28 protein-coding genes and 1 pseudogene are annotated in these 21,509 nt (G+C 73.5%); 17 read left to right on the top strand and 12 right to left on the bottom strand.

Annotated elements, in window-relative coordinates:
• Window positions 1-133: 133 nt before the first annotated feature.
• From ACFWXO_RS15105 to ACFWXO_RS15090, 4 genes are all read right to left on the bottom strand, one after another.
• Window positions 134-1,207 (bottom strand): M14 family metallopeptidase, encoded by a 1,074-nt coding sequence (locus tag ACFWXO_RS15105; protein WP_380524341.1) that lies wholly within the window; start codon window positions 1,205-1,207, stop codon window positions 134-136.
• A 15-nt stretch (window positions 1,208-1,222) separates the two neighbouring features.
• A complete protein-coding gene (locus ACFWXO_RS15100) occupies window positions 1,223-1,561 on the bottom strand; it encodes a hypothetical protein (RefSeq protein WP_375896373.1) in 339 nt (112 codons plus the stop codon).
• A 50-nt stretch (window positions 1,562-1,611) separates the two neighbouring features.
• A complete protein-coding gene (locus ACFWXO_RS15095) occupies window positions 1,612-2,331 on the bottom strand; it encodes a TetR/AcrR family transcriptional regulator (RefSeq protein ID WP_375896375.1) in 720 nt (239 codons plus the stop codon).
• A 253-nt stretch (window positions 2,332-2,584) separates the two neighbouring features.
• Entirely contained in the window at window positions 2,585-3,202 is a 618-nt protein-coding gene (locus ACFWXO_RS15090) for a LysE family transporter (RefSeq protein ID WP_380524338.1), read from the bottom strand.
• Between the two features lie 209 nt (window positions 3,203-3,411).
• Between ACFWXO_RS15090 and ACFWXO_RS15085 the strand changes: the two genes are divergently transcribed.
• Both ACFWXO_RS15085 and ACFWXO_RS15080 read left to right on the top strand, forming a co-directional pair.
• Complete coding sequence (locus tag ACFWXO_RS15085; protein ID WP_375896380.1) at window positions 3,412-4,041, top strand: maleylpyruvate isomerase N-terminal domain-containing protein; 630 nt, start codon at window positions 3,412-3,414, stop codon at window positions 4,039-4,041.
• A 108-nt stretch (window positions 4,042-4,149) separates the two neighbouring features.
• On the top strand, window positions 4,150-4,515 hold the full coding sequence (locus ACFWXO_RS15080) for a hypothetical protein (RefSeq protein WP_380524335.1): 366 nt from the start codon (window positions 4,150-4,152) through the stop codon (window positions 4,513-4,515).
• Window positions 4,516-4,658: 143 nt separating this feature from the next.
• Here the strand turns inward: ACFWXO_RS15080 and ACFWXO_RS15075 are convergent, their stop codons facing one another.
• Window positions 4,659-5,573, bottom strand: coding sequence for a lysozyme (locus tag ACFWXO_RS15075; RefSeq protein WP_380524333.1), 915 nt, complete (start codon window positions 5,571-5,573; stop codon window positions 4,659-4,661).
• Between the two features lie 210 nt (window positions 5,574-5,783).
• On the opposite strand from ACFWXO_RS15075, the gene ACFWXO_RS15070 reads away from it, so the two are divergent.
• The 3 genes from ACFWXO_RS15070 to ACFWXO_RS15060 all read left to right on the top strand — a co-directional run bounded on the left by ACFWXO_RS15070 (window position 5,784) and on the right by ACFWXO_RS15060 (window position 10,705).
• Complete coding sequence (locus ACFWXO_RS15070) at window positions 5,784-6,332, top strand: GNAT family N-acetyltransferase (protein ID WP_380404728.1); 549 nt, start codon at window positions 5,784-5,786, stop codon at window positions 6,330-6,332.
• A gap of 197 nt (window positions 6,333-6,529) precedes the next feature.
• The gene (locus ACFWXO_RS15065; RefSeq protein WP_375895657.1) at window positions 6,530-8,296 is read left to right on the top strand and encodes a glycosyltransferase family 2 protein; all 1,767 of its coding nucleotides are present in this window, start codon (window positions 6,530-6,532) and stop codon (window positions 8,294-8,296) included.
• 183 nt (window positions 8,297-8,479) lie between these two features.
• Complete coding sequence (locus ACFWXO_RS15060; protein WP_380524331.1) at window positions 8,480-10,705, top strand: acyltransferase family protein; 2,226 nt, start codon at window positions 8,480-8,482, stop codon at window positions 10,703-10,705.
• Between the two features lie 68 nt (window positions 10,706-10,773).
• Here ACFWXO_RS15060 and ACFWXO_RS15055 read toward each other — a convergent pair whose 3' ends face one another.
• The 3 genes from ACFWXO_RS15055 to ACFWXO_RS15045 all read right to left on the bottom strand — a co-directional run bounded on the left by ACFWXO_RS15055 (window position 10,774) and on the right by ACFWXO_RS15045 (window position 13,119).
• A complete protein-coding gene (locus ACFWXO_RS15055; RefSeq protein ID WP_380524329.1) occupies window positions 10,774-11,667 on the bottom strand; it encodes a pentapeptide repeat-containing protein in 894 nt (297 codons plus the stop codon).
• On the bottom strand, window positions 11,657-12,175 hold the full coding sequence (locus tag ACFWXO_RS15050; protein ID WP_380524328.1) for a hypothetical protein: 519 nt from the start codon (window positions 12,173-12,175) through the stop codon (window positions 11,657-11,659). The genes ACFWXO_RS15055 and ACFWXO_RS15050 overlap by 11 nt, the downstream gene beginning before the upstream one ends.
• A 245-nt stretch (window positions 12,176-12,420) precedes the next feature.
• Entirely contained in the window at window positions 12,421-13,119 is a 699-nt protein-coding gene (locus tag ACFWXO_RS15045) for a hypothetical protein (RefSeq protein ID WP_380524326.1), read from the bottom strand.
• A gap of 128 nt (window positions 13,120-13,247) precedes the next feature.
• On the opposite strand from ACFWXO_RS15045, the gene ACFWXO_RS15040 reads away from it, so the two are divergent.
• From ACFWXO_RS15040 to ACFWXO_RS15015, 6 genes are all read left to right on the top strand, one after another.
• Window positions 13,248-13,478, top strand: coding sequence for a hypothetical protein (locus ACFWXO_RS15040; protein WP_380524324.1), 231 nt, complete (start codon window positions 13,248-13,250; stop codon window positions 13,476-13,478).
• A gap of 41 nt (window positions 13,479-13,519) precedes the next feature.
• Entirely contained in the window at window positions 13,520-14,014 is a 495-nt protein-coding gene (locus ACFWXO_RS15035; protein WP_375895671.1) for a hypothetical protein, read from the top strand.
• Window positions 14,015-14,076: 62 nt separating this feature from the next.
• Complete coding sequence (locus tag ACFWXO_RS15030; protein ID WP_375895674.1) at window positions 14,077-14,736, top strand: class I SAM-dependent methyltransferase; 660 nt, start codon at window positions 14,077-14,079, stop codon at window positions 14,734-14,736.
• Between the two features lie 54 nt (window positions 14,737-14,790).
• Window positions 14,791-15,015 carry a hypothetical protein gene (locus ACFWXO_RS15025; protein WP_380524321.1) on the top strand — a complete coding sequence of 75 codons (225 nt, stop codon included), beginning with the start codon at window positions 14,791-14,793 and terminating at the stop codon, window positions 15,013-15,015.
• Window positions 15,016-15,172: 157 nt separating this feature from the next.
• Window positions 15,173-15,541: a hypothetical protein gene (locus ACFWXO_RS15020; RefSeq protein WP_380524319.1), complete on the top strand. Its 369-nt coding sequence runs from the start codon at window positions 15,173-15,175 to the stop codon at window positions 15,539-15,541.
• Window positions 15,538-16,011 (top strand): nuclear transport factor 2 family protein, encoded by a 474-nt coding sequence (locus ACFWXO_RS15015; RefSeq protein WP_375895680.1) that lies wholly within the window; start codon window positions 15,538-15,540, stop codon window positions 16,009-16,011. Before ACFWXO_RS15020 ends, ACFWXO_RS15015 begins: the two co-directional genes overlap by 4 nt.
• Before the next feature lie 61 nt (window positions 16,012-16,072).
• On the opposite strand, the gene ACFWXO_RS15010 is transcribed toward ACFWXO_RS15015, so the two are convergent.
• Window positions 16,073-16,597 carry an ArsR/SmtB family transcription factor gene (locus tag ACFWXO_RS15010; RefSeq protein WP_375895683.1) on the bottom strand — a complete coding sequence of 175 codons (525 nt, stop codon included), beginning with the start codon at window positions 16,595-16,597 and terminating at the stop codon, window positions 16,073-16,075.
• A 57-nt stretch (window positions 16,598-16,654) separates the two neighbouring features.
• Between ACFWXO_RS15010 and ACFWXO_RS15005 the strand changes: the two genes are divergently transcribed.
• Window positions 16,655-17,578, top strand: coding sequence for a S41 family peptidase (locus ACFWXO_RS15005; protein WP_380524316.1), 924 nt, complete (start codon window positions 16,655-16,657; stop codon window positions 17,576-17,578).
• Window positions 17,579-17,582: 4 nt separating this feature from the next.
• Here ACFWXO_RS15005 and ACFWXO_RS15000 read toward each other — a convergent pair whose 3' ends face one another.
• Window positions 17,583-17,780: a hypothetical protein gene (locus tag ACFWXO_RS15000; protein ID WP_380524314.1), complete on the bottom strand. Its 198-nt coding sequence runs from the start codon at window positions 17,778-17,780 to the stop codon at window positions 17,583-17,585.
• A 29-nt stretch (window positions 17,781-17,809) separates the two neighbouring features.
• On the opposite strand from ACFWXO_RS15000, the gene ACFWXO_RS14995 reads away from it, so the two are divergent.
• The 5 genes and pseudogenes from ACFWXO_RS14995 to ACFWXO_RS14975 all read left to right on the top strand — a co-directional run bounded on the left by ACFWXO_RS14995 (window position 17,810) and on the right by ACFWXO_RS14975 (window position 19,775).
• Window positions 17,810-18,001, top strand: coding sequence for a hypothetical protein (locus tag ACFWXO_RS14995; RefSeq protein WP_380524312.1), 192 nt, complete (start codon window positions 17,810-17,812; stop codon window positions 17,999-18,001).
• Window positions 18,002-18,056: 55 nt separating this feature from the next.
• A complete protein-coding gene (locus tag ACFWXO_RS14990) occupies window positions 18,057-18,524 on the top strand; it encodes a hypothetical protein (protein ID WP_380524310.1) in 468 nt (155 codons plus the stop codon).
• A gap of 7 nt (window positions 18,525-18,531) precedes the next feature.
• Window positions 18,532-18,769: pseudogene (locus ACFWXO_RS14985) on the top strand (transposase family protein); the annotation flags it as partial.
• 248 nt (window positions 18,770-19,017) lie between these two features.
• On the top strand, window positions 19,018-19,329 hold the full coding sequence (locus ACFWXO_RS14980; RefSeq protein ID WP_380524308.1) for a hypothetical protein: 312 nt from the start codon (window positions 19,018-19,020) through the stop codon (window positions 19,327-19,329).
• 119 nt (window positions 19,330-19,448) lie between these two features.
• Window positions 19,449-19,775, top strand: a complete 327-nt coding sequence (locus tag ACFWXO_RS14975) for a hypothetical protein (RefSeq protein ID WP_380524306.1) — start codon at window positions 19,449-19,451, stop codon at window positions 19,773-19,775.
• Window positions 19,776-20,032: 257 nt separating this feature from the next.
• On the opposite strand, the gene ACFWXO_RS14970 is transcribed toward ACFWXO_RS14975, so the two are convergent.
• Together ACFWXO_RS14970 and ACFWXO_RS14965 are read right to left on the bottom strand one after the other, a co-directional pair.
• Window positions 20,033-20,902: a hypothetical protein gene (locus tag ACFWXO_RS14970; protein WP_380524304.1), complete on the bottom strand. Its 870-nt coding sequence runs from the start codon at window positions 20,900-20,902 to the stop codon at window positions 20,033-20,035.
• Window positions 20,903-21,036: 134 nt separating this feature from the next.
• Complete coding sequence (locus ACFWXO_RS14965) at window positions 21,037-21,495, bottom strand: transposase (protein ID WP_380524302.1); 459 nt, start codon at window positions 21,493-21,495, stop codon at window positions 21,037-21,039.
• Between the last annotated feature and the right edge of the window lie 14 nt (window positions 21,496-21,509).

Here is a 21,509-nt window from a genome sequence, read left to right as displayed (position 1 = left end):
TGTTTAATCCACAGGGTTCTGCGGGGGCCTCGCCCGGGAACACCCCCACCCCCCGGGCCCCCCCCCCCCCGGGGGGGGGGGGGCGCCCTGCTGTCGGGCACGGTGGCTCCGGAGGATTGCCGGGGGAGGGCCGTCAGGCGGTGGCCAGGCAGAACTCCACCAGCCCGGCGTCCACGTCGAGGACGATCCGCTCCATCTCCGCCCACGCCGGGTGGAACTCCTTGCCCCACTCGACGGTGAAGCCGAGCACCTTGCCCTGGGCGGGGTCGACGAAGTGGCGGGAGAAGACGTAGTCGTCGCTGGTCCCGCTGGTCGGGTAGAGGTGGAACCCGGTCAGCGGCGTGTAGGCGGTGCCGCGCACGCCCTGGACGCCCCGGCAGAAGGCGGTGGCGAGTTCGAGGGCGGTGTCGACGTCGTCCTTGGGGATGTACTCGGCGTACGCGGTGTCGCCGGGCAGTCCGCGCTTGCCGTCGTAGGAGGTGTTGCGGAAGTTCATGTCCGGGTCCCCGGACTGGTTCTCGTCGTCGCCCCAGTTGTAGAGCATGTCCTGGGAGTAGCTGTGCACGTCGACGAACCACCGCGTCCCCGGGTAGTGGTCCAGCAGCCAGCGGACGTTGCGGGTCTCGGGCTCGGAGAAGGCGCTCGGGCCCTCGTACACCTGCTGGTCGCACGGGGAGGTGGATACCTGGGGGGTGGCGGTCGGCGCGAAGGCGGTGGTGAAGTCGAAGAGGAAGTCGTAGTTGCGGTTGAGGTCGACGCCGATGCAGTCCGGGTTCGAACTGCCGCCGGAGTTGGCCGGGTTGCGGTTCTTGCGCCACATCGGGTCGACGGTCTGGCTGTACAGCCGGCCGTCCGGGTTGACCAGGGGGAGGACCACCAGGTCGAGCCGGAGCAGCAGGTCCTGCACCTGTTGGGCCGTGATGGTGGTGGAGCCGTACCCCAGGCCGGTGCCGGTCCGGAAGGCCTCCAACAGGTCGGCGGCGAAGTGGACGAGGATCTCGCAGCTGCCCCACTCTCGGGCGTGCACGCCGCCGATCAGCATCACGGCGTCCTTGGGGATGCGCGAGGGGCGGCCGATCTGCAGGGCGTGGGAGGTGCGGCCCTCGACGGACGGTTCGGGGAGGGTGATCAGCTGGGCGGAACCGGGGTAGGACGCGGCCAGGCTGGTCACGGCGGACTCGACCTCGGTGATGTTCAGGTAGGACATGACGGGCCTCCCGGTTCAGCCGGCGAGCTTGGCGGCCAGGCCGTGCGGGACGGCGTCGTCGGCGGCGTAGCGGTCGCCGGTGCCGACCTCGGCCTGGGCGGCCCGGCCGTGCTCGCTGGCGTTGCCGGTCCGCGTGACGGTGACGCCCTCGCGTTCGAGCGCGGCGACCCGGTTCTCCGGGGCGTAGACGTCGATGCCGACGCTGCCGTCGGACTCCTGCCGCGGGCGGCCGCCGGTGTCGGGGCGGACCTCGCGCAGCAGGGCGCGCAGGGTGTCGGCGTCCCGGGCGGTGACGCGGAGCCTGAGGATGTCGGGCCGGGGTGGGGTGGGGGGTGTGATGGGGACGGCGGACATGACGACCTCGGGGGATTCGTACGGATATGTCCGACGTGTACCTCGTATCCTCAGGATCCGCCTTCGCCGTAGAAGTCGTCAAGGGGCGGCTCCGGCATCCCGTCCAGCAGGCGGTCCAGGCCGGCCAGCATCTCGGCCCGGTCGTCGAAGTCGGCGAAGCGGGGGACCAGCGCGCGCAGCCGCGGGTAGTCGGCCGCGGGCAGCCGGTGCAGGCCGAGGCGCAGCACCGGGTCCGGCTCGTCCGGGTTGTCGACCACCTGGCGCTTGTCCACCAGCAGGGAGCCCAGGTTCCAGGCCACGAAGGTGCGGTAGATCGTCAGCGCGGTGGTGTCGTCGAAACCGGCCCGGGCGAGCACCGCCAGGATGTGCTCGGTGAGGGCGAGGGCCGGCGCCGGGCGGCGGGACACCGGGACGGCCAGCGGGCGGGTGGCGACCAGCGGCAGGATCTCGGGGTGGGCGTGCGCCACGACGGCGAAGGCCTGGGCGATCCGGCGCAGCTCCGTCCGCCAGCCGTGCTCGTGGCCGCCGCCGACGCCGGTGCGCAGCTGGGTGTTGATCTCGGTGAAGTAGGCCTCGGTCAGGCCGTCCAGCAGGGCTTCCTTGCCGGGGGTGTAGCGGTACAGGGCCATCGACTCGACGCCCAGCTCCGCCGCCAGCCTGCGCATGGTCAGCGCGCCGAGCCCCTCGCGGTCCACCAGGGCGACGGCGGCGTCCAGCACCAGGGGGCGACTCAGGCGTCCGCGCTTCTCGGGGCCGTCCCGCTCAGCCATGTCCGCACTCCTCCGAACTCCTCCGAGTCGGTGCCGCCGGGCCGTCGGCCGTGCCCGGGCGGCGGGGCCGGAGGGGGCCGGGGCCGGGCAGGTCGCAGGTTACACAGCGGATACAGAACCAGGATACAAGGGACGAATAGCCGGAAAACAGGCCCCGGTCGTGCCCCGGTCGGTGACGGAGCGCAACCGGTGACCGGGTGTGGCCCGGTGGGGCCTGGTGCGGCTGGGTAGGGCCCGGTGCGGCCGGGTCGGGTCATTGCAGCAGCAGCCGGACGGCGAGCCAGCCCACCGGCGCGGCCGAGCCCAGGGCGGTCCACCGGCGGCCGCGGGCCCCGGTCAGGGCCCGGCCGAGCAGGGCGCCGCCGAGGGCGAGCAGCAGTTGCCAGCTCGCCGAGGCGGCGAACACGGCGAGGGTGAAGACCGTGCCGGCGAGCGGACCCGTCGGGCTGCCGGGGCCGTCGCCCAGGACCAGGGCGGCGAAGTAGAGCACCGTCAGCGGGTTGAGCAGGGTGATCCCGAGCAGGGTCAGGAAGGCCCGGGCGGGGCCGGGCGGGGTCTGGGCCGCCAGGGCGGCGGAGCCGGGGGTGCGCAGGGCGGTGGCGGCGGTGCGGACGGCCAGGGCGAGCAGGACGAGGGCGGAGACGATCCGCAGCGGCGTGGCCACCGGCGCCAGCAGCGGCGCGAGGCCGCTGCCGCCGAGGGCGGCCAGCACGGCGTACAGCCCGTCCGCGGTGGCCACGCCGAGGGCGGCGCAGGCCCCGGTGCGCAGCGAGGTCCGGGCGCTGAGCGCCACCAGGTAGGCCCCGACGGCCCCCACCGGGACGGCGACGCCCCACCCGGCGAGCAGCCCCGCGACCAGCGCGGCCCTCATGCGAGGGCGCGGTCGGGCCTCCGGGGGTGGCCGGGCTGCTGCTGCTGACCGGCGGCCGGGCGGGCGGCGGCGGTCACGGGCAGCGGGCGGGCGGGTGCGGTGGTCATGCGGTGATGGTGGCGGGCGGGGTGCCGGGGGTGCAAGTGGTTTCTCCGGTGAGGGCGGGTAGCGTGGGGCACTCCGTGGACACCGTTTCGAGGAGGCCCCCGATGACCAGTCAGAACGACCACGTGCGCGAGCTGTTGGCCGAGGCCTGGCGGTCCTGGGCGGAACGCGGCGCGGCCCTCGGGGCGACCGACTGGGACCGGCCGACCCGGCTGACCGAGTGGACCGTACGGGACCTGTACGCGCACGTGGCACCGGTGCCGGAGATGTTCACCGGACTGCGCGGGGCCGTCCTGGACGGTCCGGCCGAACTGACCTGCGGGGCGGACGTCCTGCGGACCTTCAACCGGCCGGGCGGGCTCGCCCACACCGCCGCCGGACAGGTCGCCGAGCTGGCCAGGGAAGCGGCCAGGGCGAGCGAACCGGCGGCGCTGATCGCCCGGTTCGGCACCGAGGGCCCGGAGGCCCTGGCCGGACTCGCGGACCTGCCGCCGAGCACCGTGGTGGCGCACCCGCTGCTCGGCAGCGTCACGGTCGGGGCGCTCGGCGAGGTGGCGCTGATGGAGGCGACCGTCCACCTGCTGGACCTGGTCGCGGCCGTCGGCGGCCCCGCCCCGGCCGAGGGGGCGCTGCGGTTCACCCGCGGGCTGCTGGCCGAGGTCGCCGACCCGGTGGCCTTCATCGAGGCGGCGGCGGGCCGTGCTTCGGAGCCGGTGCTGCCCGTCATCCGCTGAGCCGGTGCTGCCCGTCATCCGCCGAGCCGGTCGACCACTGACCCGGAGGGTCCCGTTCCCGCTGGTCAGTCGTATGCTGGGGGCTCGGAGAACGCGTCACTCGGGGGGATGTCGATGGACCGGTTGTGGGACCTCTGGTGGCTGCTGCCGATGGTGATCTACGGCGGCTCGGATTTCGCCCGCAGGGCGCTGAAGAACCGCCACCAGCGCAAGCTGGAGGTGCTGGAGGCGAAGGAGCGGCAGCGGGTCGCCCTGGAGGCGGCCGGCCGCCCGCCGGAGCCGGTCTGCGGCTGCACCCACCACCTGGCCAAGCACGACAAGCAGGGCCGCTGCCACGAGGTGGTCGAGGCGCCCACCGGCTGGGACGCCGACCGGCGCCCGGTGAGCTACGAGCCGCGGCAGTGCAACTGCCAGCAGTACGTGGGGCCGGAGCCGCTGGGCACGGTGTTCGCGCCGGAGCTCACCGACCGCTGAGCCCGGCGTCGTCCGGCCCGCCGCCCTGGCAGGGCCGCCCTGGTAGGGCCGCCCTGGCAGGCCCGTCCTGGCAGGGCCCGCCCTGGCAGGGCCCGCTGCTCCCCGCGCCGTCGGTCCGGTGCGGGGAGCAGCGGTGTTCCCGGTCAGCCCAGGGCGAGAGCGCTCAGCCGGTCGGCGGCGCCGTTGAAGAGGTCCTGGTCACCGGGGAAGGTGCCGGAGTCGGCGTACTGCCAGAAGGTCTGGTAGCCCCAGCCGTTCGGCAGGGTGCCGGCGGTGGAGGAGTAGCGGGCGATCCAGAGCGGGTTGGTGGCGCCGAAGCCGCCGTAGTTGCCGGTGCAACTCGCCCACCAGTTGGTCGTGGTGTAGAGGGTGGGGTAGCGCCCGGTGCGGTTGCGGACGGTGGTGGAGAAGTCCCGGATCCAGCTGACCATGGCGCTCTGGCCGAGGCCGTAGCAGCTGGCACCGTACGGGTTGTACTCGATGTCGAGGGCGGGCGGCAGGGTCGCGCCGTCGGCGGACCAGCCGCCGCCGTGGTCGACGAACCAGTTGGCCTGGGCGGAGCCGGAGGAGTTGTTCGGCAGCGCGAAGTGGTAGGCGCCGCGGATCAGTCCGGCGTTGTACGAGCCGTTGTACTGCTGGGCGAAGTACGGGTTGGTGTAGCTGGTGCCCTCGGTGGCCTTGACGTAGGCGAACTGGGCGCCGTTGGCCGCCGCCGTGGACCAGTCGACGTTGCCCTGGTAGCTGGCGACGTCCAGCCCGGGGGTCTGGGTGGCGGCGAGGGCGGGCAGCGGCGACGCACCGGTGCGGCCCTCGTGGGCGGCGACGGTGGAGCCGGCGAAGTCGCGGTCGGGGTGGAAGGCCGGGCGGGCCTCGGGGGTGGGGGTGAGGGCGGGGCCGGTGGGGGCGAGAGGGGCGGGGTCGGCCGCGTAGGCGGGCGCGGTGACGCCGGTGACCAGGGCGGTCGCGGCGGCGAGTGCGGCCAGTGCGGTGAGCCGACGGCGGGTCGTGGGTCTTCTGCTGGTACCGGTGGGGCGGGCGGAGCGGGAAGAGCGGGGCATGGGCACTCCTCTGGTTCCGGTGTCTGGTTCCGGTGCGAATGGCCCAACGGGCTTGGTGCGGCCGGTGGTTGGACCGACCGGGGAGCAGGTTAGCCATGTACCCGCCAGCTGCGCCAGGTGCCTGCGTCCGGGGCAGGGGGGCGATGTGGCACGATGCATAAAAGTCGACATTCACCAGAACGCCGACCGTCACGAGAACGAGGTAGCGCCATGCCCGAGACCGCCGCCAGGACCGCCGGTGAACTGACCTTCCGTCCCGCGACCCCCGCCGACGTCCCGGCGCTGGTCGAGCTGGTCGAGTCCGCCTACCGGGGTGAGGCCAGCAAGGCCGGCTGGACCACCGAGGCGGACCTGCTGGGCGGGCAGCGCACCGACGCCGAGGGGGTGGCGGAGGCCGTCGGCCACGCCGAGGGACTGGTGCTGCTGGCCGAGCGCGACGGTGAGCTGCTGGCCTGCTGCCAGTTGGAACGGCGGGGCGAGCGGGCCTACTTCGGCATGTTCTCGGTGCGCCCGGGCCTCCAGGGCGGCGGGATCGGGCGGCTGGTGCTGGCCGAGGCGGAGCGGCTGGCCGGCGAGGAGTGGGGGGTCGGCACGATGGAGATGACCGTCATCGAGCAGCGCGCGGAGCTGATCGCCTGGTACGAGCGCCGCGGCTTCCGCCGTACCGGCGTGTACAGCCCGTTCCCGTACGGCGACGAGCGCTTCGGCGTCCCGCGCCGTCCGGACCTCCGGTTCGAGCAGCTGATCAAGGAGCTGTAGGGGCGGGTTCGACGGGGCTTGGCGAAGGGCGATTTGTTGATCGTTTGATGGTCTGTCGTCCTACTGATGCAACGTCAAGTCGCTGAGCTGGGGCGATGCGGAGATGTCATACCTCGTTCATGATTGGTCCAGACCAATGTGAGAGGCTGAGGACGTACGGCGAAGTTCCGTCCGATGCCCAGGGGGGCCATTTCCGCATGCCCGTACTCCATGGCACCGCCATGTCCGCACCCGAGACCGGTCCGCGCCGGACGCCCGCGGACCCCGACCTCCGACTCCCCAGCCCGCCCGACGACCAGGAGCTCTACTGGTACTTCGGCCCGCAGCGCCGCTGGGTGCTGCTCTGCGCCACCCTCTCCTACGCGGGAGCCACCGCCACCCTCGGCCTGTTCGCCCTCAGCAAGCCGCTGCTCTGGCCGTTCCTGGTGCTCACCGTGCTCAACGCCGCCACCTGGCTGCTCTCGCTCACCGACGGCCAGCGGGCCCGCCGCTTCACCCGCGACTCGCACGACCTGCTGCTGCGCGCCTGGAGCCCCGCCCGCCACCCGAGCGTGGACCTGCTGCTGCCCACCGCCGGCGAACCGCTCGCCGTCCTCGACAACGCCTACCGGCACACCGCCGCCGTCCAGTGGCCCGGTGAACTGACCGTGCTGGTCCTCGACGACGCCGACCGCCCCGAGGTGCGCGAACTCGCCCGCTCCTACGGCTTCCAGTACCGCGCCCGCCCCGACCGCGGCCGCTTCAAGAAGGCCGGCAACCTCAACCACGGCCTGGCCGAGGGCACCGGCGAGGTCATCGCCGTCCTCGACGCCGACTTCTGCCCCCGCCCCGACTTCCTGCACCACCTGGTGCCCTACCTCGACAACCCCGAGGTCGGCATCGTGCAGAGCCCGCAGTGCTTCGACACGGACGCCGACATGTCCTGGCTCGAACGCGCCGCCGGAGCGACCCAGGAGATCTTCTACCGCTGGATCCAGCCCTCCCGGGACGCCCAGGACGGCACCGTCTGCTGCGGCACCAACGCGCTCTACCGACGCGCCGCCCTGCAACGGATCGGCGGCTTCGCCGAGATCGACCACAGCGAGGACCTCTACACCGGCCTCGCCCTCGCCCGGGCCGGCTGGAGCACCCGGTACGTCCCCGCGCTGGTCGCCAAGGGCATGTCGCCCACCGGCCTGCCCGCCTTCATCAGCCAGCAGTACCGCTGGTGCCTCGGCTCGCTCGCCCTCGTCCGCGACCCGGACTTCCGCAGCGGCCCGCTCCCCCGCTCGGCCCGGCTGTGCTTCTGGAACGGCATCCTCGGCTACGTCACCAGCGCGGTGAACGTGTTCGCCGTGCCGCTGCCCGCGCTGATCATGCTGTTCTTCGCCCCCGAGGAGATCCAGCCCTGGCAGGTCCTGCCCTTCCTGCCGCCGATCTGGGTCGCCCTGGTGCTGCTGCCCGCGATGTCCCGCACCCGCTGGCGCTTCGAGGTCACCCGGGTCCAACTCCTGGGCGGGCTCTGCCACGTGATCGCCATCGCGCACGCGCTGCGCCGCCGTTCCGCCGACTGGGTGCCCACCGGCGCCGTCTCCGGCGGAACCGCCCTGGCCCGCAGTGTCGCCCGACTCGGCGTCGGCTGGCTCGGCCTCGTCATCCTCGCGGGCGCGGCCGGCCTGGTGCGCGCCGGGCTGGAGTACGGCTGGCGGCCCTTCTGGGCGCTCGCCGCGCTGCTCGGGCTCACCGCGTACACCATGATCCCGCTGATCAGGTCGCTGTGGCCGCTGCTCGGCACGGGCCGGGCCGCGCGGGCCGCGGACGGCGGCAAGGGCGCCGCCGTCGGAGAGGTCGCCGCACCGGCGCGGCGCCGCACCGGACTCGGACCCGACCTCGGCTTCGGCCGGGCGGAAGCCGTCGCCGTCACCGCCGTGCTGCTGCTCTGCGGGGTGCTCGCCTCCGGCTGGGCCGACCCGCTGATCTTCTGACCGCCCGGGCCCTTCACCCGGGTCCTGCGCCCGGTTCCCTCCGCCTGGTCCCTCTGCCCTTCCCCGCTCTTCCCCGTTGCGTTTCCTTGCGCGTCGCCCCACCGGCGCGGACCCCCGCCGCCCGGCCGCCCCATCGGCCCGGCGGGCCCGACCACCGCTGCCAGCCCAGCAAGGAGCACCGCCGTGTCAACGGCCGTACCACCACCGACGTCGTCCGCGTCCTCGGACGAACTGCTGCCCGGAGTCGTCCGGGTGGACCGGCAGGCCGCTGCCGCCGGAACCACCTCGACCTCCGCCTCTCCGTCCGACTCCGATTCCGCCTCCGGCACCGGCACCGGCACCGCCTCCGGCACCGTCGCGTCGACGGGTGAGCCCCGCCGCCGTGCCGCCTTCCGTCCCGACATCGAGGGACTGCGCGGCATCGCCGTGCTCTCCGTCCTGGCCTACCACGCGGCCGTCCCCGGCCCGACCGGCGGCTTCGTCGGCGTCGACGTCTTCTTCGTCATCTCCGGCTTCCTGATCACCGGTCTGCTCACCGGCCGCCCGATCGGCCTGTGGGACTTCGCCGCCCGCCGCGCCCGCCGCATCCTGCCCGCCGCCGCCACCGTCCTGGTCGCGACCGCCGCCGCCGGCGGCGCGCTGCTCGACCCGCTGCGCGGCACCGACCTCGCCCACGACCTGATCGCCTCCGCCGGCCAGTTCGCCAACTGGCGCTTCGTCGGCCAGCAGACCGACTACCTCGCCGCCGAACACGACCCCAGCCCGCTCCAGCACTTCTGGTCCCTCGGCGTGGAGAACCAGTTCTACCTGCTCTGGGGCGTCCTGCTGCTCGGCCTCGCCCGCTACCTGCACGGGCGCCGCCGGACCCTGGCGATCACCCTCGCCACCCTGGCCGTCGGCGGGGCCTCGCTGGCGCTCTGCCTGCGCTGGACGGCGACCTCGGCGCCGCTCGCCTACTTCTCCACCGGCAGCCGGCTCTGGGAGTTCGCCGCCGGAGCCTGCGCCGCCCTGCTGGGCAGCGCCCTCGCCGCCCGAACCGCGGGCCGTACCGCCGGTCGTGACCTCGTCCCCGCCCCCGTCGGTGGGCGCGGCTCCGGGCGGGCGGTGACCCGGGTGCTGCGGCTGGTCGGCTGGGCCGGCCTGGCGGCCGTGCTCGCTTCGGTCTTCCTGTACGACCGCACCACCCCCTTCCCCGGCGCGGCCGCCCTGCTGCCCGTCCTCGGCACCGCGGCCCTGCTGCTCGCCGCCCCCGCCGACCGGATCGTCGGCGGCGTCCTCGCCAGCCGCCCGCTGCGGGCCGCCGGACGCCTCTCGTACGCCTGGTACCTGTGGCACTGGCCGGTGCTGACCACCGCCCAGGCCCGGTACGGCCAGCTGACCTGGCCGGTGCTGCTCGCCCTGACCGCCGCCAGCGCGCTGCCCGCCTGGCTCACCCTGCGGCTCGTCGAACAGCCCCTGCGGTACGGCAGCACCCCGGCGCCCCGGCGCGGCCTCGCCGTCGGCGCCAGCGCGCTCGTCATCCCGCTGATCGCCGCGCTCACCCTCGGCGGCGGCACCGTCCGCGCGCTCGGCGGCACCGCGGACACCGCGACCGTCGCCCCCGCCGGAGCCGTGGACGGGCCCGCCCTGCTCGCCCCCGGCGCCCGGGTGCTCGGCCTCACCCCCTCGCTCGCCCGCGCCCGGGAGGACTTCCCGCCCGGCAAGGGCTGCGAGATCCCGCTCAACGCCGACAGCAGCCCCCGCTGCCTCTTCGGCAACCAGGACAGCCCCGACCGGATCGTGCTGCTCGGCGACTCGCACGCCGGGCAGTGGATCTCCGCCGGGCTCGCCCTCGCCGAGCAGCGGCACTGGGCCCTGGAGGTGCTGGTCAAGCCCGGCTGCCCGCTGGCCACCCTGACCGTGCGCAACAACGTCCTCGGCCGCACCTTCGACGAGTGCGACCGCTGGCGCGAGAACACCCTCACCCGGCTCACCTCCGGGCCCAAGCCCCGGCTGGTCCTGATGGCCGGCCTCAACCGCTACGGCAGCCAGGAGGAACGCACCGAGGGCTGGACCCGCACCCTCGACCGCCTCACCGCGCTCGGCGCCCCGCTCGCCTACCTGGGCGACACCCCGATGCCGGGCAAGGACATCCCCACCTGCCTGGCCGCCTCCGACGGCCGCTCCGACGCCTGCTTCTTCCCGCGCGACACCGCCTTCGAGCCCGACCCGATGCTCGACGGCGGCCTCGCGGCCCGGTACGGCGTGCGCACCCTCGACCTCGGGCCGCTGCTCTGCCCGGGCAGCGGGGCGAGCTGCCCGGCCGTGCTGGAGGGCGTGGTGCTCTACCGGGACACCGGGCACATCACGGACACCCTCGCCCGGGTGCTGGCGCCGCGGATCGACAAGGGGGTGCTGGGCGCGCCGTGAGGGTGGGGCGGGGGGAGGTGCACTGCCCGCCCTGCCCTGCGGGCTCAGGCCAGCACTGCCCCGCGGGCTCAGGTCAGCACCGGCTCGCGGGGCAGCTCCCCCAGGCGGGAGTCCGCCCCGACGATCCGGAACACCCCCGGCCCCACCTCCTCGGAGCGGCTGCGGATGTCCATGTAGAGGTGGGCGGGCCACTCCGTCCGCAGCGACCAGCTGACGCCGATCAGATCGGCGCCGTCCAGCCGGGCGCCGGTCAGGTCCGCGTCGGTCAGATCGGCGTGGGCCAGGCCGGCGCCCGTGAAGTCCCCGTCGACCAGGACGGCGGCCGCGAGGCAGGCGTGCTCCAGGGTCGCGCGGGACAGGTCGGCGCCGGTGAGGTCCGCCGAGGTGATGTACGCCTGGCTCAGGTCGGCCCTGGCCAGGGCGCCGCCGCGCAGCGTCGCCCCGGCCAGCACCGCCCCGCACAGCTGGGCCCGGCGCAGGTCCGCCCCGTCCATGGCGGCGCCGGTGAGCAGGGCGTAGCGCAGGTCGGACTCCGGCAGCCGGGTGTCGCGGAGCCGGGCGCCCGCCAGGTGGGCGTTGAAGAGCTGGGCCCGCACCAGGTTGGCGCCGGACAGGTCGGCGGCGTACAGGTTCGCGTCGTCCAGCGTCGCGTCCGACAGGTCGGCGCGCCACAGTTCGGCCTGGCAGAGGTTGATGTCGGTCATGATCGCCGAGCTCAGGTCCACGTCGTGGAGCCGCGCGCCGGCCAGGCTCGCGCCCGTCAGGTCCGCCGCCCGCAGGTCGGCCCCGGACAGGTCGGCGCCGGCCAGCTCGGCGTTGTGGAGCACCGCGCCCGGGCCCGGCACCCGGAGCGGCTCGAAGGCCAGGGCGGCCCGCAGCCAGGTCCGGAAGCCCTCGCCCGGCGGCTCCTGGGCCCGGCCGGCCGCCGACCCCCGTCCGTCCCGTACGGAATCACCGGCCACGACGCCTCCTCCGCTGGTCGGCCCCGTCGGCGGGGCCGTACCTGCCGTCCAGTCTGCCGTTCACGCTGTCGTTCACCCTGCCGTCCACCCGGGGCACGATCGGGGTCCGGAGCGGTCCGGGCCGGGGCCCGGACCTCGGCTCGGAGCCCGGCCCGGAACGCGGCCCGGAGCCTGGCCCGGACCTCGGCTCGGCCCCCCGTGGTGGCGAGGGGAGGTCCGCGCGCGACGGGCCGCGCGCGAACATCTGCTGCAGGATCTGCGGCGCCGCGATGCCGATCGCCAACGCCCCCACCGGGCCCGCCACCTGGTTCGAGGCGGTGGACGCCGCCGTCACGATCACCCCGACGCTCAGCCGGATCGCCACCGCCACCACGTACGGAGCCAGCTTCATCTGCCCCCGGTACGTCCACGGGAAGCCGCCCACGGAGTTGATCCGCTCGTGGAGGGTCCACGCCTCGATGGCAGCCGCACCACCGAGCCCCCACAGGCATGCAGCCAGCATCTGCATCCGAGCAACTCCTCGCACCCACCGCACCGTTGATTCCCGACGGCCCTCTCGCCGACCATGCTGGTGCACCGGGCCGTGCACTGCCGGGCCCGCCACCCCGCAGGGCACCGATCCTCGGGAACTACCGGCGTTCCGGGGGCGGGCGCGGGCCTGCCGTGGTAATGCGCTCGTGCGGGTGTGAGTGGGTGCGTGGGGACGTGAGGGTGGACGTGAGGGTGGGTGGACGTGCGGGCGTCGGGTTCCGGTCAGCCGTAGACGCCGCGGCAGAGCCGGGCCTGCTCGGAACCGGCCGGCCAGCGGCCCATCCGCTCCGCCTGGTCGCAGATCGTCCCCTGACCGAGCGAGGGCAGCCCCGGCGCCCCCGGGCCCGCGTTCGGTGCCGGGCGGCCGGACGGGCTCGGCCGCGGGCTGCGACCCCCCTTGGAGTGCGGCGAGGCCGAGGCGTGCGGGGCTCCGCTATGGTCCGCCCCGCTGCCCGCGGCTGCCGCCGCCGTGGCCGTGGCCGGGTCACCGCCCGGCAGGGCCGGGGCGCCCCCCGGCGCGGGGGAGGGGCCGGGGGACGGCGAGGGCGTGCCGGCCGGCGGAGCGAGCGGCAACAGGCCGGACGGCGTGGCCGACGGCGAGGCCTCCGGCAGGGCCACCACCCGGACGTCGTCACCCGACCCCGGACCGCACATCACCAGCAACGCGGCCAGCACCACCAGCGTCCCGCCGGCCGCCACCACCCGGGCCCTCCGCGACCGGTGCAACGGCGGAGGCGTGCCGCCGGGCGGCGGAACCGCCTGCGGGGGCCCGGCCTGCGGGGGTCCGGCCTGCGAGGGGCCCGCCGACGAGGGCTGCGCCCGGAACGGCTCCGCCTGCGACGGGATCGGGAGGGGGACGGGAGGTGGCTGCCAGGCGTTCGACGGCCACTGCCACTGTCCTCCGGTGGGCTGCCCAGTCATGTGCTCGTCCTTCCAGCGCCGCCCCCGCCGTACCTTTCCGTGCTCAACGAGCGCGCCGACCACGGGACATGACCCGGAAGAGGGGTCTGGACGGGCGCTGATTGCCGCCGACCCACATGCTGGGGGTCATGGAGACCAACAGCACGTCCGCACACCTGGTCGAGGTGGCCGAGTTCCGGGCCGACAGCCGCTACCGCCTGGTCCACCTCGAAGGCCGCGGCTGGGAGCCCCTCGCCCCCGAGGAGTTCGAACCCCGCATCCACCAGCTCTTCCCCGACCTCGACCCGCACGACCCCGTCAAGGTGCACTGGGCCGACCACCCCTGGGAATGGCCGAGTTGGCACCCCGGCGAAGCCTGAGCCACTGATCGCCCGGCCGTCGGGTTCGCTACGCTTTCCGGGTGAGCGTGGATCACTTCTGGCGCCGCCTGCCAGGCCAGGCCGTGGACGCCTGTTCGCCCGAGGAACTCGGCGAACTCGTGCCCCGGAGCCGCGACGTCCGGTACGACCGGCTGGTCGCCGCCGGACTCGCCCTCGGCGTACGGCGGACCGCCGTCCTGATGGAACTCGCCCTCACAGAGAACGGCCTCCACCCCGACCCGGCCGCCCGGCTCCCCGTCTACGGCGGCACCCGCCGTGACACCGGGGCCGGGATGCCGGTGCTGCGGCCCGACCAGGTCGCCGCCGCCTTCACCTTCCTGCGCGACTCGGCGCTCGGCGAACTCGTCCGCCAGCAGGACACGGTGCTCGCCCGGCGGGTCGCCCAGCTCGACTCCGAACCGCCCTGGTCCGAGTCCTGGGCCGCCCGCGTCGTCAACGACCTGCGCGACCTGCGGGACTTCTTCGCCGGCGCGGCCGCCGCGGGGGACGCCGTCGTCGTCCGGGAATCCGAATGAGGAGCCGAATGCGATCCGCCGAATCGATACGCTCTGCCGAACCGATGCGCCCCGCTGAACCGATGCGCCCCGCCGAACCGATACGCCCCGCCGACTCGGAGCGCCCGCCGGGGACGGTCGGCTACGGCGAGGCAGCGGAACAACTCGCCGTCCAGTACGAGAGCGTGGACTTCGCCGAGGTCCACCGCTCCCTGCTGCACCTCTACCCGGCCGCGCCCGCCGCCGTCCTCGACATCGGCGCCGGCACCGGCCGTGACGCGGCCGCCCTCGCCGCCCTCGGCCACCGGGTCACCGCCGTCGAACCGACCCCCGAACTACGCGCCGTCGGTGCCCGCCTGCACCCCCGCGCTGGCATCCGCTGGATCGCCGACGCCCTGCCCGACCTGCCCGAGCTGACCGCCCGGGGCGAGCAGTACGACCTCGTCCTGATCACCGCCGTGTGGATGCACCTCACCCCCGCCGAACGCCCGCCCGCCCTGCAGGCCGTGGCCCGCCTCCTCGCCCCCGGCGCCCGCCTCGCCCTCACCCTGCGCCACGGCCCCGTCCCGCCCGGCCGCCGCATGTTCGACCTCCCGCCCGACCACACCACCGCCCAGGCGGAAGCCCACGGCCTCCACCTCCTCCACCAGGGCGAGCGGTCCGACCTGCACGCCCGTACGGACGTGACCTGGACCGAACTGGTCTTCCAGCGCGGCCACCGGCCCCCGCCCCCGCCGCTCTGACAGCGGCCCCGCCGCCGCTTTGACACCGGCCCCCGGGAGCGCGACGATCCGGACATGAGCCCTGCTCCCGCGGCCGCGAGCCTCGCTCTCGCGCACCACACGGGCCTGATCCTCGCCGAGGTCGCCGGCCTGCTCCTGGTGTTCGGCGGGATCTGGCTGGTCGCGGCGCAGATCCCCCGCTTCCGGCACCCGGTCGCCCGGACGGTCGTCGCCGGGACGGCCTTCACCGCGGCCGGAGTGCTGCTGATCATCGCCGTCCGCTGGGGGCACTTCGGCTAGGGCCGCTCTGCCGGGGTCGTCGGCCGGGTCCGTCGGCCGGGCCTGCCTGCTACGGGCCTGCTTGCCGGGACCGGGCCCCGGGGTAAACCCGGTGACACGCGCGTGGCGTGCGGCGAGACTGGCGACGTACGCGAACCGGCAGGGGGAAGGGCAGCACGTGGCACTGGGGAAGAAGGGGTCCCGTCGCATCGTCGTCGACGGCGTCGAGTACCGCTGGCGGATGAGCAGGAAGCACTGGTGCTGCGACTACGACGCCGGCACCCTCGGCTACGTGGTGGAGGACGCGGCCCGACCCGGTACGACCCTCGTCGTGGAGACCGGACGGCCGGAGACGTCCGTACCCCGGCTGGTGCCCGCCGAGGTCGTCCTGCCGGCCGAGGTCGCCGCCGGGATCCGGGCCGCCCGGTCGCAGGGCTGGACGCCCACCGCCGCCGGCTCGCCGTTCCAGCTGCGCCACTCCGTCGTCCGCCACGAGCCGCACGAACCTTACGTACCGCGAGAAGCAGCCGAGCACCGAGAGCGATGACCATGACGAACCACCCGGCCGGGGACCAGGCCGCCGCCCACCGCGCCGTCGAGAACCTGATCGCCCGCTACGCCGAACTGGTCGACGACGGGGACTTCGCGGGGCTCGGGGAGCTCCTCGCCGACGCCGTCTTCACGGGCAGCGGCGAGCCCCTGCGCGGGCGCGCGGAGATCGAGCGGATGTTCCGCGAAACGGTGATCCGCTACGAGGACGGCACCCCGCGCACCCAGCACGTCACCACCAACCTCGCCGTCGACGTCGACCCGGCGGCGGGCACGGCGACGGCACGCTCCTACGTCACCGTCCTCCAGGCCCTCCCCGGACTTCCGCTCCAGCCCATCGCCGCCGGCCGCTACCACGACCGCTTCGAACACCGCGACGGCGCTTGGCGGTTCGCGGCACGCCGGGTCCGGATCACCCTGGTCGGGGACGTCAGCCGCCATCTGCGACCGGCGGCCGACCAGGGGTAGCCGCCACCCCTACCTGCTACGCCCCCACCTGCCACGTCCTCACTCGCTACGTCCTCACCCGCTACGCCCCGGCCTGCTGGTAGAGCGTCACCAGGAGGCCGTGCACCGGCTCGCCCTCCGGGTCCTCCTCGGCTTCGTCGACCAGCGCGGCCAGCGCCTCGGCCAGCTTCGCCGCCTTGGCGGGGCTGAGCCGTAGGTGGCGCAGCGTCATGAGGTGGTCGACGGGTGAGCGGTCCAGCTCCTGGGCGACGGCCCCGAACAGCGCGGCCGTGCCCTCGGCCCGGGGCTCGGCGACGAGGAGGCGTTCGGCGGTCCGCCGGTAGTACTTCTCGGTGCCGCCGCGCACCCGTCGCGTTCCCGCGTCCTGGACCAGCCCCGCCTCGCCCAGCACCCTGAGGTGGTGGGAGACGCTGCCCTTGTTCGCCCCCAGCTGCGCGGCGAGCCGGCTGATCGTCGACGGCCGGGTGCTCAGGGCGAACAGCAGGCGCTGGCGCATGGGGTGGGCGAGTGCGGAGTGCTGGAGCGGCGTGGTGATCCGCTGCACGTCCTCGCTGTCGCCTTCGTCTTCATCCGGTTGGTGGCTCACCCGATCAAGCGTTAATTACGGTTGACGCTTTGGCAAGCCGCTGGTCTACTCCCTCCCATGACCTCCACACCTTCCACCCCGTCACTGCCCGTGCCGCTGGACGTCGTCGCCGTCGTCGAGTCGATCGCCGACCTGGTCGGCGAGAACTACGTCTTCCCGGACGCCGCCGAGCAGTTGGCGGACCTGCTGCGCCGCCGCAACGCCGATGGCCGCTACCGGTCCCTGGACGTCGAGGAGTTGGCCGACGCGGTCACCGCCGACCTGCGGTCCGTCAACGGCGACCTGCACCTGGCCCTCAAGCACCACGCCGTGCCGGTGCCGCCGGAGCGCGGCGCGGCCGTACTCGCCGCGATGCGGCGGGACTTCGACGCCTCCCTTGGCGGCGTGCCGCGGGTGGAGCTCCTCGACGGCGGCGTCGCCGTCCTGGAGATCGGGCCCAAGATGTTCCCGCTGGACTGGGCGGCCCAGCCGCTGGCCGCGGCGCTCTCACTGGTGGCCCCCGCCCGCGCCCTCGTCCTGGACCTGCGCCGCAACACCGGCGGCGATCCGGACACGGTCGCCTTCGTCTGCGGCTACCTGCTCGACCGCCGCACGCACCTCAACACCCTGCTCTCGCGGCAGGGCGCGGTGGCCGAGCAGTCCTGGACGCCCCCGTTCGTGCCCGGCGCCCGCTTCGGCGGCAGCAAGCCGCTGTACGTGCTGACGAGCGGGAACACCTTCTCGGCGGGCGAGGAACTCGCCTACGACCTGCAGCAGTTGGGACGCGCCGAGATCGTCGGGGAGGCCACCCGGGGCGGCGCGCACCCGCGCGAGGGCTGGACGGTGCACCCCCACCTGGAGCTCAGCGTGCCCGTCGCCCGCGCCCTCAACCCGGTCTCGGGCACCAACTGGGAGGGCACCGGCGTCCGGCCCGACGTCCCGTGCGACCCCTCGACGGCGCTGGACCGCGCGCTGGCCCTGGCCGTGGCGCGCCTCGCGTAGGGCATCAGAGCCCCAACGGCTCGAAGGTGCCGTCCCGGAAGGTGAGGACGGCCGGCTCGGCACCGAACTCCTCGCGCAGGTCACCGCCGCAGCCGGGCTCCTCGACGTGCGGCGCGACCAGGTCCAGAACGGTGTGGACGCCGCGCATCATGCCGTCGAGCCAGAGGGCGCGGAGGATGTGTTGGCCTTTCGCAGGCGACAAGGCTCAAGGCCGCGATCCTTCCTGCCCGAATGGCCGTTCCCGTGCTGGTCATCATCGAAAGCGCACGCCGGCTCAGCCTCTCCGCCGCGTTCTCGCCCCCGGTCAGCAGAGCCACCTGGACGGCAACCCTGGCCGTCTCGATCGCCGCAGCGGCGGTCATCCTGACGATCGCTTCGGTGCGCCGCTGGAGAACGCGCAGCGACAGGAATGCGATGGTCTGAGGCTGCCCCGTTCAAGCAGGTGAGGGGGCGTCGACGGTCACGGTACGGTCCCCAGGTGGAGCTCTTGAACCCGGCCTGCCCGTTGCACGGACCCGGCATCGACCCCTCGTCCTTGGTCGGTATCCGGCTCGTCGGGGTGTTGGCGTCGTGGCACATCTACGACGGGCACCCTGGCGACGGCCCGGTCGAGGTGTGGCTGATCGACGATCGAAACGGGTCCACCAACATTGCCAGCGGCACGGACTGGTGCCTCATGGTCGAGTCCTCCGGGCCTGAGGATGGGTTCGACATGGGCGACTGGGGTCGGATCGACGTACTGCCCGTAGGTGACGAGACCCCGTTCGCGGCCCACCTCGGCGAGGCTGTGCTCGAAGTCCGGCAGGAGTGGGAGCCGGCAACAGGGCGTGTGGCGCTTGAGCTGGACTTCCCATCGGGCAGTGTCCGCTGCGAGAGCTGGAGCGGTGACCTCCGTCTCCTGGCCGTCGACAGACCCGCGGACCCGACCACACCCCCAATGCCATGATCTCGGGATGGCTGGTGTGATCACGGAGTCGGAGCCGTCCTGGACAGGCCCGTTCACGGGGCTGGGCCCGCGCGACTTCCAGAAGCTGGTCACGGTACTCCGCCGTGAGGGGGCCGACACGGTGCGCCGGGGGCCGTCCGTGGGGCCTGCCGTTGGAGGACCGAGTCCTGCTGGTCGCTGCCTACTGGCGCACGAATCCGACGCTGCGGCAGCTCGCGCCACTGCCCGCGTCAAGCACGTCCTCGCTCGGATGAAGGCTGGAAGATCCTGCGCGATTTGCCGGCTCAAGGGCGACGGCGTCCACCACGCCACGCTCGGTATCGCCCGCCTGCACAACCTCCTCCAAGCCGCACAGCCGAGTACGACCAGCGGTCGACTGCCCCGGCCCGGAACCACTCAAAGATCAATTACGGGACGCGCCCTGAGCTTGTTCTCTAGCCTTCAGGGCTCGTTCCTGCTGTGAGCGCACGTCAAGTGTCGGATGATGCACCGTATGAGCGAACCGTTGACCAGGGGCAGATTGTGGGGGACGGCGGACCGTAGCGGCGGACTGCTGGACGCTGTTCTCGGCGGCGTCCGCCGCCTTCTGCCCGGCCTCACGGTCGAGCGGCTGCAGGTGTCCCATCCCGGCGACGACGACAACGTGTACTTCCTCAGCATCGACTCCAGTTGCGTCCAGGTCGATTCGGGGCCGCACGGCCAGGCACCGTTCATCGTCGAAGGCGCCACCCGCACGGAGACGTCCGACCCGGCAGAAGCCCTGGCGGCCGTCTGCGCGGAGTTCGGACTTCGCGAGGACTCGTAGCAAGGCCCTGGCGGCGGAGGAGGTCCGCGGGATTTCGCTGTTCACCGGACAGTGGCACGGGTCCTGGCGTGATCATGGGCGTTGCGAAGCAGCCATGATCACTGACCAAGGCCGTGAGGATGAGTCTGCTGGACGATGCCGACCGCGTCGAGTCCCTGTCCGGGTTGTCTTGTTTCCGGGCCGACTTCTACGACTGCCTGACCGCCCGGGCGGATGCCCTGTTCGAGCTCACCAACGCGCTGCAGTGCTCCGATAGAGCGGTGAAGTCGCTGGTTGACCTGGCGCTGACCGTTGAGCATCGGCGGGAAGACCGTCAAATGCGACCTCGCCATTGCCGAACACCAAGATCGAAGAGGCTAAAGAACAAGCTAAGGGGTCTCGCCTCGCTTCGACGTCCCCAGGGGAAGGTCATTGATCGGCGGGGCATCGACCCGCATGTCGGCTGACAGTACGAAGGTGCCGATGCCCTGCTCGATCCGGCGCGCTGTGGGCGGCTGCTCGCCGTCGCGACGCTCTGGACAGGCAGAACGTCGAAGTCCTGCGGGAGTGCTCGGAAACGTCGGAGGTGTCGTGGGCGAGGTGGTCGGTTCGCTGGTGGCGGGGTGGATGTGGGGGTGCACAGGAAGTCGGGTGGGTCGACTTCCTGTGTCGGGCGGGGGTGGCTGCTGACCTTGAACCCGTGATGTCGGCCAGCCGTCGGAGGTCAGGCCCGAGGCGATGCGGCCCACGGGTGGGTTGGCCGGGCGCGGTAGCGGGCCCGGGTGGCGCGGCGCTCCCCGGCCTCGGCGAGGACTGCGGCCCGGGCTTCCGCTCCGGTGTCGAACGGCGCCGGGTAGAAGCGGTTGCAGGCACGGCGGTGCCGCTCCCAGTCGTCCCTCCAGAACTCCACCGTCCAGCCCGGCCACAACTCCGGCACCCGGTAGGCCTCTGGGGTGGAGCAGAGGGACCACCAGCCCAAGCGGCGGCGCTCCGGGTCGAGGTGGATACCGGAATTGACATGCAGACGGCAGGCTCCGTGCTTCGGGGCATCTGCCAGTCGGTCGAGCAGTGACACTCCCTCACGGACGGGGTGGTCGAAGGCCTCGGAGGCGACGTGGCAGCCACCGGAGCCAACGGTGACCACCACACCGCCCGGGTCGGGCCAGTCCAGATCCTCCGCCTCGGGAGCGAGGAACGGGGCCAGGGTCAGGTCCGAATCGCGGGACCGGACGTACTCCGGGTCCAGCCCGACGTACGCGCGCAGTTCGGTCGCGCCGTCGTACAGCCAACGGACCTCCCAGCCCGGCCACGCCACTCGGATCAGCTCGAACATGGCCGCGCGGTGACGGAGCTCAGTGCTCGGACCCTCCCAGGCGAAGAACAGGAGCACCTTCCGGCCGAGGTCGAGCAGCACCCCACCCTGGGCGACGGTGTCGTCCAACCACCAGTCGTCCTGGCGGAGCTCGGGAAGCATGGCGAGTACCGCGGCCGGCCCGTCCAACAGGTCGAGGTCGATTCCGACCGCCCACCCGGTCCGGTACAGCTCATGTGTGCCGTTCTCGCGGACCACGATGACGTTGGCTCTGTCTCCCATGGGGTTCAGAATGACCGGGCCGGGAGCTACCGGCCATCCCTTTTCCGCTCGTCAGTCAGACGTGATCAGGCCGGTGCCGGTCGGGCAGCTGTCGACCAGGTCCGGACGGTACCGGATCTGCTGGAACCGGTGCTTCACGGCTCTGGCGCTCTGGCGCTCTGGTCAAGGTCGGGGGCGGCGAGGTTGCCGATGTCGCGTTTGACCAGCGACCGGACGCTCTCCTGAGAGTTGAGGTCCGGCGCGTAGGTGGGTGGCTGGACAACGCTGAGCCAGTCTGCGTTCGCGGCGATGAACTCCCGCAGCGGCTCGGTCAGGTGGACGCGGACGTTGTCCCGGACCAGCCCGATCGGGCCGCCGAGCTGGCTGCGGGCGCGGACGATCAGATCCCGGAAGTCGCGCCGGCCGAAGCCCTTCGGCTCGTCCTTGCGGCCCTGGTCCTGGTCCTTGCGGATGCGGTGGATCAGCCGGGACCGTCCGCCGGATATGCAGCTGGTCATGCCCGCCGTCGAGACCGGGCCGGAGCCCCGGCCGCGCAACCTGACGACGGGGGTTCGGTCGATCCGGCCCCAGGTTCCGGCGTGCGGCGGCGTCATCGACTGCCCGGCCT

The organism is Kitasatospora sp. NPDC059088, assembly GCF_042738155.1.
Lineage (GTDB): Bacteria > Actinomycetota > Actinomycetes > Streptomycetales > Streptomycetaceae > Kitasatospora.
This window is presented reverse-complemented; position numbering and strand designations above follow the sequence as displayed.